Annotated in this window: 15 protein-coding genes; 9 read left to right on the forward strand and 6 right to left on the reverse strand. The window is 57.5% G+C overall.

Translation table 11 applies throughout. The annotated features are described in order from the left end of the window. Nucleotides 1-186: 186 nt before the first annotated feature. Together hglS and ACCW71_RS06025 are read right to left on the reverse strand one after the other, a co-directional pair. On the reverse strand, nt 187-1,530 hold the full coding sequence (gene hglS / locus ACCW71_RS06020) for a 2-oxoadipate dioxygenase/decarboxylase HglS (protein WP_436370195.1): 1,344 nt from the start codon (nt 1,528-1,530) through the stop codon (nt 187-189). Nucleotides 1,531-1,597: 67 nt separating this feature from the next. Further along, entirely contained in the window at nt 1,598-2,932 is a 1,335-nt protein-coding gene (locus ACCW71_RS06025) for an MFS transporter (protein ID WP_436370196.1), read from the reverse strand. A 322-nt stretch (nt 2,933-3,254) separates the two neighbouring features. Here ACCW71_RS06025 and ACCW71_RS06030 point away from each other — a divergent pair, with 322 nt between their 5' ends. Then, nucleotides 3,255-4,175 (forward strand): LysR substrate-binding domain-containing protein, encoded by a 921-nt coding sequence (locus tag ACCW71_RS06030; RefSeq protein WP_436370198.1) that lies wholly within the window; start codon nt 3,255-3,257, stop codon nt 4,173-4,175. On the opposite strand, the gene smrA is transcribed toward ACCW71_RS06030, so the two are convergent. After that, the gene (smrA, locus tag ACCW71_RS06035; protein ID WP_436370199.1) at nt 4,172-4,738 is read right to left on the reverse strand and encodes a DNA endonuclease SmrA; all 567 of its coding nucleotides are present in this window, start codon (nt 4,736-4,738) and stop codon (nt 4,172-4,174) included. The two genes, ACCW71_RS06030 and smrA, sit on opposite strands and share 4 nt — an antisense overlap. A 311-nt stretch (nt 4,739-5,049) precedes the next feature. On the opposite strand from smrA, the gene ACCW71_RS06040 reads away from it, so the two are divergent. Then, nucleotides 5,050-5,802: an FNR family transcription factor gene (locus ACCW71_RS06040; protein WP_010244686.1), complete on the forward strand. Its 753-nt coding sequence runs from the start codon at nt 5,050-5,052 to the stop codon at nt 5,800-5,802. A gap of 117 nt (nt 5,803-5,919) precedes the next feature. Continuing rightward, nucleotides 5,920-6,876 carry a universal stress protein UspE gene (gene uspE, locus ACCW71_RS06045; protein WP_436370201.1) on the forward strand — a complete coding sequence of 319 codons (957 nt, stop codon included), beginning with the start codon at nt 5,920-5,922 and terminating at the stop codon, nt 6,874-6,876. A 42-nt stretch (nt 6,877-6,918) separates the two neighbouring features. On the opposite strand, the gene pntB is transcribed toward uspE, so the two are convergent. Continuing rightward, nucleotides 6,919-8,310, reverse strand: a complete 1,392-nt coding sequence (gene pntB / locus ACCW71_RS06050; protein WP_436370202.1) for a Re/Si-specific NAD(P)(+) transhydrogenase subunit beta — start codon at nt 8,308-8,310, stop codon at nt 6,919-6,921. A 3-nt stretch (nt 8,311-8,313) separates the two neighbouring features. Further along, the gene (gene pntA, locus ACCW71_RS06055; RefSeq protein WP_436370203.1) at nt 8,314-9,846 is read right to left on the reverse strand and encodes a Re/Si-specific NAD(P)(+) transhydrogenase subunit alpha; all 1,533 of its coding nucleotides are present in this window, start codon (nt 9,844-9,846) and stop codon (nt 8,314-8,316) included. A 542-nt stretch (nt 9,847-10,388) separates the two neighbouring features. Between pntA and ydgH the strand changes: the two genes are divergently transcribed. Together ydgH and ACCW71_RS06065 are read left to right on the forward strand one after the other, a co-directional pair. Beyond that, nucleotides 10,389-11,342 carry a DUF1471 family protein YdgH gene (gene ydgH, locus ACCW71_RS06060; RefSeq protein ID WP_436370205.1) on the forward strand — a complete coding sequence of 318 codons (954 nt, stop codon included), beginning with the start codon at nt 10,389-10,391 and terminating at the stop codon, nt 11,340-11,342. Nucleotides 11,343-11,544: 202 nt separating this feature from the next. Continuing rightward, complete coding sequence (locus tag ACCW71_RS06065; protein WP_436370207.1) at nt 11,545-12,936, forward strand: basic amino acid/polyamine antiporter; 1,392 nt, start codon at nt 11,545-11,547, stop codon at nt 12,934-12,936. On the opposite strand, the gene ACCW71_RS06070 is transcribed toward ACCW71_RS06065, so the two are convergent. Beyond that, the gene (locus ACCW71_RS06070) at nt 12,933-13,346 is read right to left on the reverse strand and encodes a hypothetical protein (protein ID WP_436370208.1); all 414 of its coding nucleotides are present in this window, start codon (nt 13,344-13,346) and stop codon (nt 12,933-12,935) included. The genes ACCW71_RS06065 and ACCW71_RS06070 overlap by 4 nt on opposite strands. Nucleotides 13,347-13,522: 176 nt before the next feature. Between ACCW71_RS06070 and rstA the strand changes: the two genes are divergently transcribed. The 4 genes from rstA (at nt 13,523) to asr (ending at nt 17,689) form a co-directional block, all read left to right on the forward strand. Next, nucleotides 13,523-14,248: a two-component system response regulator RstA gene (gene rstA, locus ACCW71_RS06075; RefSeq protein ID WP_436370209.1), complete on the forward strand. Its 726-nt coding sequence runs from the start codon at nt 13,523-13,525 to the stop codon at nt 14,246-14,248. After that, the gene (gene rstB / locus ACCW71_RS06080; protein WP_436370210.1) at nt 14,245-15,546 is read left to right on the forward strand and encodes a two-component system sensor histidine kinase RstB; all 1,302 of its coding nucleotides are present in this window, start codon (nt 14,245-14,247) and stop codon (nt 15,544-15,546) included. Before rstA ends, rstB begins: the two co-directional genes overlap by 4 nt. Before the next feature lie 18 nt (nt 15,547-15,564). Next, the gene (locus ACCW71_RS06085; RefSeq protein WP_436370211.1) at nt 15,565-17,052 is read left to right on the forward strand and encodes a carboxypeptidase M32; all 1,488 of its coding nucleotides are present in this window, start codon (nt 15,565-15,567) and stop codon (nt 17,050-17,052) included. A 157-nt stretch (nt 17,053-17,209) separates the two neighbouring features. Beyond that, entirely contained in the window at nt 17,210-17,689 is a 480-nt protein-coding gene (gene asr, locus ACCW71_RS06090; RefSeq protein ID WP_436370212.1) for an acid resistance repetitive basic protein Asr, read from the forward strand. The last annotated feature ends 180 nt before the right edge of the window (nt 17,690-17,869 follow it).

A 17,869-nucleotide genomic window follows, 5' to 3' on the forward strand; every position in this document is an offset into this window, starting at 1 on the left:
CAGGCGGGCTAACCGATAAAGATATTTACGCCAGGAAACCGGCAACCGTTGATAAAGCGACAATTTCTGGCGGACAGCCTGCGGGAAACCGCGGTTCAGGACCATCGGATTCAGAGAGCCGTTGATGGAGATGCAGGCTGAGCGCCTGCGGGATAACAGGAGAGCGGGCGCTCTCCTGTTAACAGCTTAGCCGGTTCGTATGCCGCACTGTTCCAGCGAACGCTGCTGACGTGACGCATAGAGCGCCATCTCATCCAGCACCGCGCTGCCTAACGCCGCTTCAAAGGCTTCGCGGCTCGCCTGACCGGCTGAGCGCACCTGCGCCCGATCGCCGAGGTTGGACTGAAAAATGCCCGCCGCGCTGACCGGCAGAAAATCTTCATACACGATGGGGTCCGCCAGCACCCGTCCTGCGCGGATCAGGCTCTCCAGCGATTCACCCTGTTCAGGCGGTGTGGCGACGCCCTTTTCACTCAGCCGGTAATGGAACCAGGCCAGTTCCTGCTGACGCAGCGTGGTCTCATCATCAGGAAAATCGCGGAACACGGCGGCCAGATGCTGCTGATGCTGCTGGTTATCCTGCCCGCTGCCCGCCTCACTGAGCAGCCGATCGTAGAGCGCGCGCCCTTTCGGCGTCAGCGCCACGCCACGCTGTTCAATCTCGCCAAAACGGGCGGTATGGGTTCCCTGATGACCATCCTGGAAAATTATCGGCTCCTCCAGCGCTTTGAAGCTGGTCTGCCGTAACAGGATCGGCACCTGACGACGTGGCGGCCCCTCAATCAGGGTTTTGGGATCGATGCCGCGCGACGGCATCAGCTGCTGAACCCGGTCAATATCCAGGGTGCGCGGTGTCAGGTGATTGATATGGCAGCCGGGAAAACAGACCACATCGGCAATTAACCGGTGCTGCTGATTCAGCGCCTGATAGGTCTGGCTGTCAACGTTGCTGTGGGCGTGCCAGCGGAAGGTTTCCAGCGCTTCGGTAACAAACTCCTCAGCCTGGGCTGCGGTCAGACCGCCCTGTTGCTGATGCAGTTGCAGCAGCTGGCGACAGCGGACGGTGAAAATATCGCGTGCCGCAAGGATCGCCAGCGCTTTTTCCCGCAGCGCACTATCTTCGATCAGTTCGGGACGCAGCAGCGAGGTAAAGACCCGGAAGGGATTGCGCCGCAGCGCCGCCTCATCGATCGGGCGGAACGCGGTGGAATGGACCGGCACCCCCGCCTGCGAGAGATCATAATAGCCGACCGGATACATCCCCATTACCGCAAACAGCTGCCGCAGCGTGGCCAATTCCTGGGCGCTGCCGACGCGGATAGCACCGTGGCGTTCGATATTCAGTCGGCTAATCTCATCGGCGGCGGTCAGACGATCCTTCAGCGCGATGTCAGCTTCCAGCGCGCGATCGTTAACGGTGGCCACCAGCTGCATCAGCGTGCCGTATTGCGGCACCTCCTGCTGATACATCGCTGACATCGCCTGAGAGAAACGGGTGCGGATAGCATCCGCACTGAGAAAGTTGTCCATCTTATCCACCTGCCTGCGTGAGCGTTGCTGCTAATGTAATGCAACGCACCGGCGTCAGCGGAAAAAATCATGAATTTGTGATCGGCTTAAAGCCGTAGCGGTTTTTCAGTATCAGCATCAGGGTGGTGATCACAGCCGGTATCGCCAGCAGCAGGAAGATAACGCTGAAGGACCAGCCGAGTGACAGCATCTCCGCGCCGACGAAGGCGCTTAAAATCGCGCCGACACGACCCACCCCGTGCATCCAGCTGGAGCCGGTTGCGCGGGCGTGCGTGGGATAGTAGCTCGCGGACAGGGCATTCATGCCGGTGTTGGCCCCGTTGAAACAGAAGCCGCTGCAAAAGGCGATCAGGCTCATGATGCCCGCTTCGGCCGGGGAAAAGCCCAGCGCCACGATAAAGACACCACCACAGCCGTAGATTGCCGCCAGCGCCAGGTTGGGATTGAAGCGATCCATCAGCCAGCCGGCAAACAGCGATCCCAGCGTTCCGCCAGCCTGATACATCGCGGTGATGATCGCCGCTTCCGTTACCGACATACCCAGGGTGTTGACCAGCGAGGGCAGCCAGCTGCCGATCAGATAGACCAGAAACAGCCCCATAAAGTAGCCGCCCCACAGCATGGTGCTGCCAAACAGATAGCGGCGTGAGAGCACGGTCCCGATGGCGCCATGCGCCGCGACACGGGTTTCCGGGGCGAGAAACGCGCTGTCGGGCTGGGTTTTGCCCGGCAGCATCCGCTCAACAATGGCGTGAATACGGGCAGCGGGCGCCCCCCGGCTAATCAGAAAACGTACTGACTCGGGCAGGCCGCGGATCAAAAAAGGCAGCACCAGCAGCGGCAGCAGACCGCCCAGCAGCAACACCGAATGCCAGTTGTAGCGCGGCAACAGCCAGGAGGCGGCAAAGCCCCCGCTGGCGGCCCCGAAGGTAAAACCGCAAAAGACCACGGTGATGATAAAAGCGCGTCGCCGATCCGGGGCATACTCGGCGACCAGCGTACCGACATTCGGCATCGCCGCCCCCAGCCCGAGACCGGTCAGGAAGCGAAACAGCATCATCTGCTCAATGTTCTGCGACAGTGCGGTCGCCAGCGTCCAGAGGCCAAAAAAGAAGACGCTGAGGATAATCATCATCCGGCGACCGTAGCGGTCGGCGAGCGGCCCTGCCACCATCGCGCCGAGCGCAAGCCCGATTAACGCTGCGCTGATCACCACGCCCAGTTGATGATTGGTGACACCCCACGCCATTTTCAGCGTCGGGGCAATAAATCCCATAATCGCAATATCCATGCCATCGAGCGCAACCACAATAAAACAGAGCGCTATTAACCGTTTCTGCCAGAGGCTAAGCCTCTGCTGGTTGATAAGCTGGCGAACATCTACCGCCTCGATGCTGCTCAATGAAAACTCCTCTGGAGGGTCGGGATTTGACATCAGATTAAGTAAAAAAAACGGCGCTAATGATAGCCGATCGTTAACCTTAAAACGCCAGAAATTTATATGATATTGAGAATTATTCAATTTAAGAAGCGTTAACCTGTTGATCTCATAGGCGCTGTAAACCGCCCTGGCCTGCACTCATCAGGAGGAATGGTTATGATTCAGTAGGTTAAGCGGGAATAGTGCTATTCCAGCCTGTTTGTTAAAATAAATTTGCAACTAAGTTAACAAAATCCATTTTAAAGGGTTGCCTGTTCGCGGTGATCCTCATTAAGTTTAGGCTATGGAAAAAAATATCCTTTTTAATCAGCGCATTCGTTTGCGCCATTTACATACCTTTGTTGCCGTTGCGCAGCAGGGCACGCTGGGCCGGGCGGCAGAGACGCTGAGCCTGAGCCAGCCTGCGCTCTCCAAGACCCTGAACGAGCTGGAGGAGCTGACCGGCGTCAGGCTGTTTGAGCGTGGCCGGCTGGGTGCGCAGCTCACCACCATGGGCGAGCAGTTTCTGACCCATGCGGTGCGGGTGCTGGACGCGCTGAACCATGCCGGACAGAGTTTCAACGAGCAGCCCGGTGACAGCCCGGTGATCATCCGGCTCGGCGCATTAACCACCGCCGCGATGGGCATGCTGCCGCCGATTCTTGATCGCTTCCACCAGCTGCAACCTCATACCACGATTCAGGTGGCGACCCTGCATAACAATGTGCTGCTGGCCGGGCTGCGCGCCGGTGAGTTCGACATCGGCATCGGCCGGATGGCCGACAGCGACATGATGCAGGGGCTGACCTATGAACTGCTGTTTCTGGAGTCGCTTAAGCTGGTGGTGCGGCCAGAACATCCGCTGCTGAGTGACAACGTCACGTTATCCAGGGCGATGCAGTGGCCGGTGGTGATTTCGCCGGAGGGCACCGCCCCGCGCCGTATCGCCCAGCAGATGCTTGATGAGCAGGGTTGCTCGCTGCCGCCGCACTGCATCGAAACCTCTTCAACCTCGCTGGCTCGCCAGCTCGCCCTGCGCTACGACTACATCTGGTTTGTGCCATCCGGGGCGATCAGGGAAGATCTCAGCCACAACGCGGTCTGTGCCCTGCCGATAAACTCTTCAGGACCGGGAGAGCCGGTCGGTATCATTACCCGGACCGGCAGTGAGCTGAGTCTCAGCGCAGAAGTGCTGATGTCGACCATCCGTAAGTTTCACAGCTAGCGGCTGCGTTTCGCATGGCGCTCACGGTTATCGAGCCGCGCTTTGTCGGTTTTGCGCAGCCCGACGTAGAGCGCCCCGCCGCCGCCATGCTGGGTCTGGGCGACGCAGAAGGTCTGCACATCGTCAAACTGCTGAAGCCAGCGCGCCAGATAGCTGCGCACAATGTTGGCATGTGACTGATCGTCGCGGCCTTTGCCGTGAATAATCAGCAGATTACGCAATCCCTGTTTGTGAGCCTGCATCATAAAACTGAATAGCGCCTGGCGACAGGTTTCAACCGGCTGGCGCAGCAGGTTGAGACTGGCGTCCAGCCGGTACTCCCCTTTGCGCAGTTTATCCAGCACGCCCTGCTGAATACCGTCGGCTTTATATTCCAGCGGTGTGTTCAGCGGCACGATCTCCAGATAACCCCGGGTCAGAAAATTCTCCTGCTCCGTGTCGCCTGGCGGCTTACGTGGCGCTTTGGTTGACGGGGCTTTGAGCCATAACGTGCTGGTGGTGTCTTTTAACGGAGTGACATCGCCCATGGCATCCCGAAAGAGGTCGTCATCATCAAGGTTCATGGTTTCTCACACCTGGTTAAAATTGATGGAGTGCAAAACGGGCTAATCAGAGAGCGTAGCAAAAGCGAAAACCGCCCTGCCAGCCTCTTTTTTCATTCTGCCGGTCGATAAAGCGCCGTGTGCGGCGGTCAGAAGCGGAAACTTTTCGTGACAGTGCGAGATTCCGCCATTCTGAGAAGCCCGTCACATCAGCATTTCAGGTTGTGTGATTCATCCCTGAACTTTGTAGGCCTAAAGCTGCTCGGATGAGTTCCATTGCGCTTAAAAAATGTTAAAATTGATTCCAGTCAATTATCGTCGAGCAAACCATTATGATCCCTGAAAAACGCAGCATTCGTCGTATTCAGTCAGGCGGTTGTGCCATTCACTGCCAGGATTGCAGCATCAGTCAGCTCTGCATCCCTTTCACCCTAAATGAACATGAGCTGGATCAGCTCGACAATATCATTGAGCGTAAGAAACCGATCCAGAAAGGGCAAACGCTTTTCAAAGCTGGTGATGAACTGAAATCTCTTTATGCGATTCGCTCTGGCACCATTAAAAGCTACACCATTACCGAACAGGGCGATGAGCAAATCACCGGTTTCCACCTCGCGGGTGACTTAGTCGGCTTTGACGCGATTATGGGCTCCAGCCATCCGAGCTTCGCCCAGGCGCTGGAAACGGCGATGGTCTGCGAAATTCCGTTTGAGACGCTGGATGACCTGTCAGGCAAAATGCCGGCCCTTCGTCAGCAGATGATGCGTCTGATGAGCGGCGAAATCAAAGGCGACCAGGATATGATCCTGCTGCTGTCGAAGAAAAATGCTGAAGAGCGGCTGGCGGCCTTTATCTGGAACCTCTCCCGCCGTTTCGGCCAGCGCGGCTTCTCACAGCGCGAGTTCCGTCTCACCATGACCCGTGGCGACATCGGTAACTACCTGGGTCTGACCGTGGAGACCATCAGCCGTCTGCTGGGCCGTTTCCAGAAATCGGGCATGCTGGCGGTGAAAGGAAAATATATCACTATTGAGAACCACGCCCTGCTGGAAGAGTTGGCGGGCCAGAGCCATCAGGCGGCCTGACAGCTGGCCGGATTAATAATTGTTATTTTGTTGATCCGGCAGTAACTTTTTCACTTCTTCCGCTGTGCAACATAGGCTATCTTTATTCCAGTCGCACTGGTTTAAGGAGAACGCCTCATGTCCCAGTACCAAAACATTCTGGTCGCCATTGATGCCCAGCAGGACGATCAGCCCGCGCTGCGACGTGCGGTCTATCTCAATCAGCGCATCGGCGGCAAAATCAAAGCCTTTCTGCCTATCTACGATTTCTCCTATGAGATGACCACCCTGCTGTCGCCTGACGAGCGCGCCTCGATGCGCCAGGGCGTCATCAGTCAGCGTACGGAGTGGATCCGCGAGCAGGCGCACGCCTACCTCGATGCCGGGGTCGAGATTGATATTAAAGTCATCTGGCATAACCGTCCCTTCGAGGCGATTATTCAGGAAGTCCTGACCCATCAGCATGACTTAGTACTGAAAATGGCGCATCAGCATGACCGCCTCGAATCGGTGATTTTTACCCCCACCGACTGGCATCTGCTGCGTAAGTGCCCCTGCCCGGTCTGGATGGTGAAAGACCAGCCGTGGCCGGAAGGCGGTAAAGCCATTGTCGCCGTCAATCTCGCCAGCGAAGAGCCGCATCACGATGGCCTGAACCAGAAGCTGATCCGGGAAACGGTGAAGCTGGCGGAGAAGGTCAATCAGACCGAAGTCCATCTGGTCGGTGCCTACCCGGTTACGCCGATCAATATCGCCATTGAACTGCCTGACTTTGATCCCAGCGTCTATAACGACGCCATCCGCGGTCAGCATCTGGTGGCGATGAAAGCGTTACGTCAGAAATTCGGTATTGGTGAAGAGTTTACCCATGTGGCGAAAGGATTACCGGAAGAGGTGATCCCCGACCTGGCCGCGCATCTCGGTGCCGGTGTGGTGGTGCTGGGCACCATCGGGCGTACCGGCCTCTCGGCGGCTTTCCTCGGCAATACGGCTGAACAGGTGATTGATCATCTGCGCTGCGATCTGCTGGCCCTTAAGCCAGACGATTTCAAATCGCCGATTGATCTGGATGATGAAGAGGATGAGGAGGATTAATCCTCCTCATGGGATGAACGGGCGGCTGATTAGCCGCCCTTTTTATTTCAGGGCTTTGAGAATCGCTTCGACGCTGGCTTTGGCGTCACCAAACAGCATCTGGGTGTTCTCTTTAAAAAACAGCGGGTTCTGCACCCCGGCATAACCGGTATTCATTGAGCGTTTAAACACCACCACGTTGTGCGCTTTCCACACCTCCAGCACCGGCATACCGGCAATCGGACTGTGCGGATCATCCTGCGCGGCCGGGTTAACGGTATCGTTCGCGCCGATTACCAGCACCGTGTCGGTGTCGCTGAAATCATCGTTGATCTCATCCATCTCCAGCACCACGTCATACGGCACTTTGGCTTCCGCCAGCAGCACGTTCATATGGCCCGGCAGACGTCCTGCCACTGGATGGATACCGAACCGCACTTTAATCCCGAGCGCACGCAGTCGGGCGGTGATCTCCGCAACCGGATATTGTGCCTGGGCTACCGCCATGCCATAGCCCGGCGTGATAATCACGGAAGATGAGGCTTTCAGCATCTCCGCGGTCTCTTCCGGGCTGATTTCACGGTATTCGCCCACTTCCTGGCTCTCCTCACCACTGCTGGCTTCGGTACCAAAGCCGCCAGCGATCACGCTGATAAACGAGCGGTTCATCGCTTTACACATAATGTAGGAGAGGATCGCACCGGAAGAACCCACCAGCGCGCCGGTGACAATCAGCAGGTCGTTGCTGAGCATAAAACCTGCGGCAGCCGCCGCCCAGCCGGAGTAGGAGTTGAGCATTGAGACCACTACCGGCATATCCGCCCCGCCGATAGAGGCGACCAGATGCCAGCCAAACGCCAGCGCAATCACCATCATCAGCAACAGGGCAAACACCTGTACGGCGGTGCTGTGAGTTTTGACAAACCACAGCAGCAGCAGGAACGACACTACCAGCGCCAGCAGATTGAGCTTGTGGCGATGCGGTAAGGTCAGCGGCCGGGAAGAGAGCTTGCCGCACAGCTTGCCAAACGCCACCAGCGACCCGGTGAAGGTCACCGCACCGATAAAGATGCCGATAAAGACTTCGCTGAGATGGATGTTCTCCATCACCGCGGGCAGGCCAGGCGCATGGTCGATATAGCTGTTGATGCCCACCAGCACCGCGGCCAGACCGACGAAACTGTGCAGAATCGCCACCAGCTCCGGCATGCCGGTCATCTCAACCTTTTTCGCCATGCGGATACCGATGGCACCGCCGATCACCATAGCCAGCAGGATCCAGACCACGTTACCGCTCTCTGGCCCGAAGATGGTGGCGATCAGCGCAATCGCCATCCCGGCGATACCAAAAATATTTCCGCGCTTTGAGGTCTCATGTCGGGAGAGACCGGCGAGACTACAGATAAACAAAATTGCAGCAACAATATAAGCTGCTGTGACTAATCCGCCAGACATAAGTTACCCCTTACGAAACATTTTCAGCATGCGCTGGGTGACGGTGAAGCCACCGAAAATATTGATGCTGGCAATCAGCACGGCAATAAAGGAGATAAAGGTGACCCAGCCTCCGTGCCCCATCTGTAACACCGCACCGATCACGATGATGCCGGAGATCGCATTGGTCACTGACATCAGCGGCGTATGCAGCGCGTGGCTGACGTTCCAGACCACGTAATAACCGACCACGCAGGCGAGCGCGAACACGGTAAAGTGCGACAGGAAATCGGCGGGTGCGACGCTCGCCAGAGAGCCAAACAGGACGATCGCCACGGCCATCAGCAGATATTTGCGCCACGGCGAGCCCGGTTTTTCCTCCACTTTCTGCGCCGCTTTCGCCGCCGCAGGAGCGGCTTTCGGCGCTGCGGAGACCTGAATTGGTGGGGCTGGCCAGGTGACGTCACCGTCACGTACCACCGTTACACCACGCACTACCACATCGTCAAAATCGATCTCAATTTCGCCGTTTTTCTCTTTGCACAGCAGCTTGATCAGGTTGACCAGGTTGGTGCCATAGAGCTGGGAGGATTGCGTCGGCAGGCGGCTGGGCAGATCGGTATAGCCGATGATCTTCACGCCATTCGGGGTGACGGTGACCTGATCGGCGACGGTCAGCTCGCAGTTGCCGCCGGTCTGCGCGGCAAGGTCAACAATCACGCTGCCGGGCTTCATGCTGGCGACCATCTCAGCGGTGATCAGCTTCGGTGCCGGTTTGCCTGGGATCAGCGCGGTGGTGACAATGATGTCCACCTCTCTGGCCTGCGCGGCAAACAGTTCCATCTCCGCTTTGATAAACGCCTCGGACATGACTTTGGCGTAACCATCGCCGCTGCCCGCTTCCTCTTCAAAGTCGAGTTCGAGGAATTCGGCGCCCATACTCTGCACCTGCTCTTTCACTTCCGGGCGGGTATCAAACGCCCGGACGATAGCGCCCAGGCTGCCTGCGGCACCAATCGCCGCCAGCCCGGCCACACCGGCACCAATCACCATCACTTTTGCCGGAGGCACCTTGCCCGCGGCGGTGATCTGACCGGTAAAGAAGCGACCAAACTCATGGGCCGCCTCGACGATGGCGCGATAGCCGGCAATGTTCGCCATCGAACTCAGCGCATCCAGCGACTGGGCGCGTGAAATGCGTGGCACCGAGTCCATCGCCATCACCGTCACCTGCCGCGCCGCCAGCTTCGCCAGCAGATCGGGATTCTGCGCCGGCCAGATAAAGCTCACCAGCGTACTGCCCGCCCGCGTCAGGGCGATCTCATCGTCATCTGGCGCATTGACCTTGAGTATGATGTCGGCCTGCCAGACCTGCTCTCTGTCACTGAGGGTGGCGCCCGCCGCGCTAAAACTTTCGTCATCAAAGCTGGCGCGTTTACCGGCGTCATGCTCAATCACGACGCTGAATCCCAGCTTAATCAGCTGCCCGACGGTGCCGGGCGTGGCGGCCACGCGCGACTCATTCGGCAGGTGTTCCTTGGGTATTCCAATTAACATAGTGTTTCCTTTCATCGGTTAAAGGATGATTGCCTGAACTCTGCACGACGACCGGCAACTGAAACGCCGTTTCAGCTGCTTATGAACGAAATGCATGTATTTCAAAGTATTTATAACCTACTGAAATTGTGTCTCGCGATCCAGAGTCGTGCCGCAGAGTGGTGACATTCACCCAATAATTCAGTTTTAGAACCGTAAAACCATGTTATCCCACTGCAAAGCAGCGGCAGCAGCAGATAATCTGCTGTGAAAAAGCGTCGCAGGGCGAATTAACCATCAATTAAAACCCTTATTTAACAATGCATTAACTGTTATAGCGCTAAGCGTTACCCTTTTAAGTGGTTACTCAGCGCGGAAACCGCCCTATATGCGCGTTTCATGACAAAAGAATGAAAAAGCGCTGGTTGAATAACGCGATATAGCGCAAAAAATGGCTGCGACAGTCTGTTTATAACATGCAATAATCAGCGGCTAATCTGTTATACATCAAGAGTCCAGCACGTTTTCGTACTCATTTTTGCGTAAGGCGAAGGATTATTTTTATGAAGCTGAAGAACACCATTCTGGCGTCCACCCTGTTATCCCTGCTCACAGCCAACGCATTCGCTGCCCAGGAGTTAACGCCAGAAAAAGCGGCCGCGCTGAAGCCATTCGAACGTATTAATATCACCGGTCGTTTCAACGCCATTGGCGATGCTGCCGACGCCGTCTCTAAGCGCGCAGATGAGATGGGTGCGGCCTCCTTCTACATTCAGGGTATCAATGACAGCAACGGCAACAGCGGTAACTGGCGGGTCACTGCCGACCTCTATAAAGCCGACGCGCCGGCAGCAGATACCTCGACCACCTATCGTCGCTTCAATGGCGTCAACGAGCTGCCCAAAGCGGAAGCCTACAAACTCGAACCTTTTGACACCGTTTCGGTCAGCGGCTTCTTTGCCAGCCAGCCGGACGTGAACGACGCGATCTCCAAAGCGGCGAAAGAGAAAGGCGCAGCCTCCTTCTTTATCGTGCGTCAGATCGATGCCAACAGCGGCGGCAATCAGTACATCACGGCTTACGTCTATAAAGCGGATGCCAAAGAGCGTAAGGTCCAGAACCCGAACGCGATCCCGGCCAATTCCGAAGCGGGTAAAGCGGCCCTGGCCGCCGGTGGTGCCGCGGCGGCTAACGTTGAGATCCCAGGCGTTGCCTCTTCTGAAACCCCAAGCAGCAAAGTGGGTCGTTTCTTTGAAACGCAGAGCTCTACCGGTAAACGCTACACGGTCACCCTGCCCGACGGTAAAACCGTACAGGAAGTGAACGCCATCACCGCGGCGCAGATGCAGCCGTTCGACACTGTCACCTTTACCGGTCACTTCGGTACTCCGACCGCTGTGTCGGAAGAAGTGGCCAAACGTGCGGCGGATAAAGGCGCGAAGTTCTATCACGTCACCCGTCAGTGGCAGAACCAGAGTGGCGGTAACCTGACCGTCACCGCGGATCTGTTTAAGTAATTCCCGTCAGGGCGGCGCTCGCCGCCCTGCTGTTTGCATAATCCCTGCTCTGTTTTGCATATTCACGCATTGCCATCCTGAGTCACTCTCCGTAAAATCTGCCGCCTGTCTGGATTTTGTTATCGCATTCTGCTGCTGCTCTACGATAATCCTATGATAAAACCGGGTTTACCCAGCCATTTATGCTAGCGGGAAGGTAGTTTTGGAGAAAAAATTAGGTCTCGGTGCGCTGACCGCACTGGTGCTCAGCTCAATGCTGGGCGCCGGGGTGTTCAGCCTGCCGCAAAATATGGCGGCGGTGGCCGGTCCGGCTGCGCTGCTGCTGGGCTGGCTGATTACCGGCGTCGGCATTATTTTTCTGTCGCTGGCGCTGCTGCTGCTGACGCGCCTTAAACCCGAACTGGATGGCGGTATCTTTACCTACGCCCGCGCCGGGTTTGGGGAGCTGATGGGCTTCTGCTCCGCCTGGGGCTACTGGCTGTGTGCGGTGATCGCCAACGTCTCCTATCTGGTGATCGTCTTCTCCGCCCTGAGCTTTTTTACCGATACGCCCGACCGGATTATCTTTGGCGATGGCAATACCTGGCAGGCGATGCTGGGTGCCTCCGTGCTGCTCTGGCTGGTTCACTGGCTGGTGCTGCGCGGAGTGCAGACCGCCGCCAGCATCAATCTGCTGGCGACGCTGGGCAAACTGGTGCCGCTGCTGCTGTTTATTGTGCTGGCGGTGCTGGCGTTTAATTACGATCGGTTCCGTTTCGACTTCTCCGGCGTGACGCTGGGGCAACCCTTGTGGGAGCAGACCAAGCAGACCATGCTGATCACCCTGTGGGTGTTTATCGGGGTTGAGGGTGCCGTGGTGGTCTCCGCCCGCGCGCGCCAGAAAAAGGATGTGGGCCGGGCGACGCTGCTGGCGGTGCTGGCGGCACTGCTGGTCTATCTGCTGGTCACGCTGCTGTCGCTGGGTGTGGTGCCCCGTGCCGAACTGGCGGCGATGCGTAATCCTTCCATGGCGGGCCTGATGACCCGGCTGATGGGCGGCTGGGGTAACGCGGTGATTGTGGTGGGGCTGATCATCTCGGTGTGCGGTGCCTATCTCAGCTGGACCATTATGGCGGCGGAAGTGCCGCTGATTGCCGCGCAACAGGGCGCTTTCCCCCGCATTATCGCCCGGCAAAACAGCCACAACGCCCCTGCCGCGTCACTGTGGCTCACTAACGGCAGTATTCAGCTCTGCCTGATCCTGATAGCCATTACCGGTGCTGACTACAATAACCTGCTGACCATCGCCTCGGAGATGATTCTGGTGCCCTATCTGCTGGTGGGGCTCTATCTGATGAAAGTGGTGCGCGGCCAGGCTAACCCGCTGGCGATGGCGGTGGGTATAGGTGCCAGCCTCTATGGTATCTGGCTGCTCTACGCCTCGGGGCCGCTGCATCTGATGATGTCAGTGGTGCTCTATGCGCCGGGCCTGCTGCTGTTTCTGTTTGCACGACGGGGTGGCCGCGCCGATGTTGCGCTGACCTCACTGGAACGGATCGCCATGGTTCTGCTGATTGCAGCCGTGCTGCCAGCGGTGTGGCAGCTTATGGCTTAATGTGACTGCACCGGAATCGAGACGCACAGCAGGTCATCCTGCTGTGTCAGATTCAGCGGCTTACGGTATTCGTGATGGATCTCATCCAGCTGCTCAGCGGAGAGCGGATAAGGGAGCTGAATGTCGAAGCGGCTGATCTGCTGCTGTTCCGCGAGGGTGATCAGGCGAGCGATGTTAATTTCGTCGCTGACCTGAGTCGAAATGATTTGCAACGCTAATTCTTTCAGGGTGTCGTCATTGCCCGCCACCGGGTGGGTGGATTTGCGTGTCACCATCCCGAATATCGGCATCACGCCATAGATGGCGTCGACGAAACTCCAGCGTTTTTTGCAGGAAGCGGAAAGAAAGTCACTGTAATTGAAGCAGATGCGGTCGGGGTATATGGCTGATGCCAGCTCTTTATCAGACACACTACGCTCCTCATGATAATCATAACTATCCCAAACCTGGCGCAAAAAGGCCGCGCTAATGATGGCACATTTTGCCGGTTAGATACCAGCGAGCCAGGGATATTTCGTGCGGTGACGTAGAGCTCAGGACCAGGAAAAGATATGCTTTCGCCATCCTCATTCCTGCTCAGTGAACTATGAACAAAATTGTTTATGTAGAAGATGAACCCGAAGTGGGTTCGCTGATTGCGGCCTATCTGGGTCGTCACGATATTGAGGTGATCGTCGAGATGCGCGGCGATCGCGCGGAAGCGGTGATTGCTGAACAGCAGCCCGATCTGGTCATGCTGGATATTATGCTGCCGGGGAAAGATGGCATGACCCTCTGCCGTGACCTGCGCGCCAACTGGCAAGGCCCTATCGTTCTGCTGACTTCGCTCGACAGCGACATGAACCATATTCTGGCCCTGGAGATGGGCGCGCAGGATTACATCCTGAAAACCACGCCGCCCGCGGTGCTGCTGGCCCGGTTGCGGCTCCATCTGCGCCAGGCGCAGCAGGGACAGCCAGAAGACGCGCCCGCCCCGCCCACCGCCAACCGGATGCTGCGCTTTGGTTCACTGACGATTGACGCCCTCAACCGCCAGGTGACGCTGTTTGATGAGCAGATCGCCCTCTCCACCGCCGATTTCGATCTGCTGTGGGTGCTGGCCAGTCATGCCGGACAGACGCTTAACCGCGACGCGCTGCTGAAAACCCTGCGCGGCGTCAGCTATGACGGTCTCGACCGCAGTATCGACGTGGCGATCTCCCGGCTGCGTAAAAAGCTGCACGACAGCGCCACCGAGCCGTTCCGCATAAAAACCATCCGCAACAAAGGCTATCTGTTTGCGCCCCAGGCCTGGGATACCCGCGTGTTATGAGAAAGCTTTTTATTCAGTTTTACCTGCTGCTGTTTGTCTGTTTTCTGGTGATGGCGCTGCTGGTCGGTCTGGTCTACAAGTTCACCGCTGAGCGCGCCGGTCGCCAGTCGATGAATGACCTGATGGCCAGTTCGCTCTATCTGATCCGCAGCGAACTGCGCGAAATCCCGCCGCGCGACTGGAACAGGACGATTAAAAGTCTCGATCTCGGCCTGTCGTTTGACCTGCACATTGAGCCACTGAGCAAATATCAGCTGGATGAGGGCAATATGCGGCGGTTACGCGCTGGCGAGATTGTGGCGCTCGACGATCAATATACCTTTTTGCAGCACATTCCCCGCAGCCACTACGTCCTGTCGGTCGGACCGATCCCCTATCTGTTCTATCTGCATCAGATGCGGCTGCTGGATATTGCCCTGCTGATTTTTATCGGCATGTCGCTGGCGCTGCCGGTGTTTATCTGGCTGCGTCCCCACTGGCAGGAGATGCAGCGGCTGGAGAAAGCGGCGCAGCGTTTTGGCCGGGGCGAGCTGGATGTGCGCACCCATTTTGACAGCACCTCCAGTCTGTTCCGGCTGGGTATCGCCTTTAACCAGATGGCGGAGAATATCAACACGCTGGTGGCCAGCAAGAAGCAGTTGATCGATGGCATCGCCCATGAGTTGCGGACCCCGCTGGTACGCCTGCGCTACCGGCTGGAGATGAGCGATAATCTCTCTGACGGCGAGCGGGTGGCGCTGAACCGCGACATCGGTCAGCTGGAAAGCCTGATTGAGGAGCTGCTGACCTATGCCCGCCTTGACCGGCCGCGCGTCGATCTCAACCTGACTTCGCTCGATCTCGCCAGCTGGCTGCGTGAGCGGCTGGATGATTTCCGCACCATTAATCCCGACGTACGGCTCGATCTTGACCTGCCGCAGCGCGAAAACGTGGGTATCTCCGACCCGCGGCTGATGGAGCGGGTGCTGGATAATCTGGTCAACAACGCGCTGCGTTATGCGCGGGAACGGCTGCGTGTCAGCCTCTGGTTCGATGGCCCGGTCGGCTGCCTCCAGGTGGAGGATGACGGTCCGGGTATCCCGCCCGAAGAGCGGGCGCGGGTTTTCGAACCCTTTGTCCGGCTCGACCCCAGCCGCGATCGCGCCACCGGCGGATGCGGGCTGGGGCTGGCGATCGTTCATTCGATTGCGCAGGCGCTCAGCGGCCAGGTGACGATTGAGTCCAGCCCGCTGGGCGGGGCAAGCGTTCGCTTTTGCTGGCCGGTTGATCTACCCTTGCGGGAAATTCCCCTGCGTTAAAACCACAAGGAGCCTTACGTGACTTCAGCGTATCAACAGCTTTGCGCCACATTCCAGCGCCTCTCCCGGTTTGGTCATGTTGCGGCCATCGCCGGATGTGACATGCAAACCACCATGCCGCCAGGCGGCAGTCAGGCGCGCGGTGAAGCGCTGGCCGAAATGAGCGTATTGCAGCATCAGATCCTGACCTCTCCGCAGGTGGGTGAGCTGTTGCAGCGTGCGGAGCAGCAGACGCTGAACGATGTTGAGCGGGCCAACCTCAACGAAATGCAGCGCGCCTATCAGCAGGCCAGCCTGCTGCCGGATGATTTTGTGGAAGCCAAATCGATCGCCGGTTCCCGCTGCGAACATGCCTGGCGCAGCCAGCGTCCGGCCAATGACTGGCAGGGCTTCGCCACCAACCTGAAAGAGGTGGTGCGCCTGAGCCGCGAAGAGGCACAGCGGCGTGCCGACGCCAGTGGCTGCTCGCGTTACGATGCGCTGCTGGATCTCTATGAACCTGGCATGACCCGCGCCCGGCTGGACTCCACCTTTGGCGAGCTGAAGAGCTGGCTGCCGCAGCTGTTGCAGCAGGTGGTGGAGAAGCAGGCGCAGCAGCCGGTTATCACGCCGCAGGGCCCGTTTGCCGTGCCGGCCCAGCGCCAGCTCGGTCTGAGCATTATGGAGACGCTGGGGTTCGACTTTAATCATGGCCGACTGGACATCAGCGCCCATCCCTTCTGCGGCGGCGTGCCGGAAGATGTGCGCATCACTACCCGTTACAATGAGAGTGAATTCCTCAGCGCCATGATGGGGGTGATCCATGAAACCGGTCACGCCCGCTATGAGCAGAACCTGCCGCAGCAGTGGCGCGGCCAGCCGGTGGCGCTGGCGCGTTCAACGGCGATCCATGAGTCACAGAGTCTGTTTATGGAGATGCAGCTGGGCCGCAGCCGCCAGTTTTTACAGCGTATTCTGCCCCAGGTGGTCGCCACCTTCGGCGATCAGCCCGCGCTGGCGGCGGATAACTTCGTGCGTCTGGCGCAGCAGGTTAAACCGGGGCTGATCCGGGTGGATGCCGATGAGCTGAGCTATCCGGCGCATGTTATTCTGCGCTACGAAATCGAGCAGGCGTTGATTGAGGGTGAAATTGAGGTCGACGACATCCCGGCGCTGTGGGATGAGAAGATGCAGCAGTCGCTGGGGCTGGATACCCGGGGTAACTACCGTGATGGCTGTATGCAGGATATTCACTGGACCGACGGCGCGTTTGGCTACTTCCCGACCTATACGCTGGGCGCAATGTACGCCGCGCAGCTGTTCCGCTCGGTACAGCAAGCGATTCCTCAGCTCAGCGAACTGGTCCAGCACGGGGAGCTGCAACCGGTGTTTGACTGGCTGCAACAGAATATCTGGCAGCACGGCAGCCGCTTCTCTACCGACCAGTTGCTGATCAACGCCACCGGCGAAACGCTGAACCCCGCCTTTTTCCGCGAGCATCTGGAGCAGCGTTACCTGCATAACTGAGTACAGAGGCGGTCAGCTGACCGCCTTTTTCCTGTCTTGTACAATCGGTTACACGCCGATACCAAACACCCACGGACACCCTTCTGCAATTTCCCTATAGTCTCTTCACCGGCCCCGCAGTGGGCTACACATGAAAAAATAGTCCGAGGAATTTGCAATGAAAAAATTATTTGCACTGGTTGTCGCCGCTGCTATGGGTATGTCTTCTGTTGCTTTCGCTGCTGATACCACCGCCGCGCCTGCTACCGCTGCACCAGCCGCAACAACGACCACCACCACTTCAGCTGCACCGGCTAAAACTGTTCACAAAACGGCGCACAAGAAACATCATAAAGCGGCTCAGAAAGCGCAGGCAGCCAAGAAAGTTCACCACAAAAAAGCGGTGAAAAAAGATGCCGCGCAGAAAGCGCAGGCCGCTAAAAAAGTTCACCACAAAAAAGCGGTGAAAAAAGACGCCGCGCAGAAAGCACAGGCCGCTAAAAAAGTTCACCACAAAAAAGCGACCCAGCCAGCAGCTCAGAAAGCCCAGGCTGCTAAAAAAGTTCACCACAAAAAAGTGGTAAAACCGGCTCAGAAAGCGCAGGCCGCTAAAAAGATGCACCACAAAAAAGTCGTTAAACCAGCGGCTAAAAACTAAGGTCGCCACCCGGCGCCCGACCACGCGTTAATGATTAAAAACACCCGGTTCTGCCGGGTGTTTCTTTACTGGAGTGGATGATATGGTGCGTCGCTATCGCTTCGAAATTATTCTGCTTATTATGATCCTGTGTGGCATTGTTGCAGCCAGCTTTTTTATTTAACCGTTGTAGCGTACTGA

It is taken from the genome of Pantoea sp. C2G6 (assembly GCF_051336815.1).
In the GTDB taxonomy this organism is placed as follows: Bacteria; Pseudomonadota; Gammaproteobacteria; order Enterobacterales; family Enterobacteriaceae; genus Pantoea.

Excerpts from the sequence above, each read along its gene's own strand:
- hglS (WP_436370195.1), bottom strand. The coding sequence starts at position 1,530 with ATGGACAACTTTCTCAGTGCGGATGCTATCCGCACCCGTTTCTCTCAG.
- ACCW71_RS06030 (WP_436370198.1), top strand. The coding sequence starts at position 3,255 with ATGGAAAAAAATATCCTTTTTAATCAGCGCATTCGTTTGCGCCATTTA.
- smrA (WP_436370199.1), bottom strand. The coding sequence starts at position 4,738 with ATGAACCTTGATGATGACGACCTCTTTCGGGATGCCATGGGCGATGTC.
- ACCW71_RS06040 (WP_010244686.1), top strand. The coding sequence starts at position 5,050 with ATGATCCCTGAAAAACGCAGCATTCGTCGTATTCAGTCAGGCGGTTGT.
- uspE (WP_436370201.1), top strand. The coding sequence starts at position 5,920 with ATGTCCCAGTACCAAAACATTCTGGTCGCCATTGATGCCCAGCAGGAC.
- pntB (WP_436370202.1), bottom strand. The coding sequence starts at position 8,310 with ATGTCTGGCGGATTAGTCACAGCAGCTTATATTGTTGCTGCAATTTTG.
- pntA (WP_436370203.1), bottom strand. The coding sequence starts at position 9,846 with ATGTTAATTGGAATACCCAAGGAACACCTGCCGAATGAGTCGCGCGTG.
- ydgH (WP_436370205.1), top strand. The coding sequence starts at position 10,389 with ATGAAGCTGAAGAACACCATTCTGGCGTCCACCCTGTTATCCCTGCTC.
- rstA (WP_436370209.1), top strand. The coding sequence starts at position 13,523 with ATGAACAAAATTGTTTATGTAGAAGATGAACCCGAAGTGGGTTCGCTG.
- rstB (WP_436370210.1), top strand. The coding sequence starts at position 14,245 with ATGAGAAAGCTTTTTATTCAGTTTTACCTGCTGCTGTTTGTCTGTTTT.
- asr (WP_436370212.1), top strand. The coding sequence starts at position 17,210 with ATGAAAAAATTATTTGCACTGGTTGTCGCCGCTGCTATGGGTATGTCT.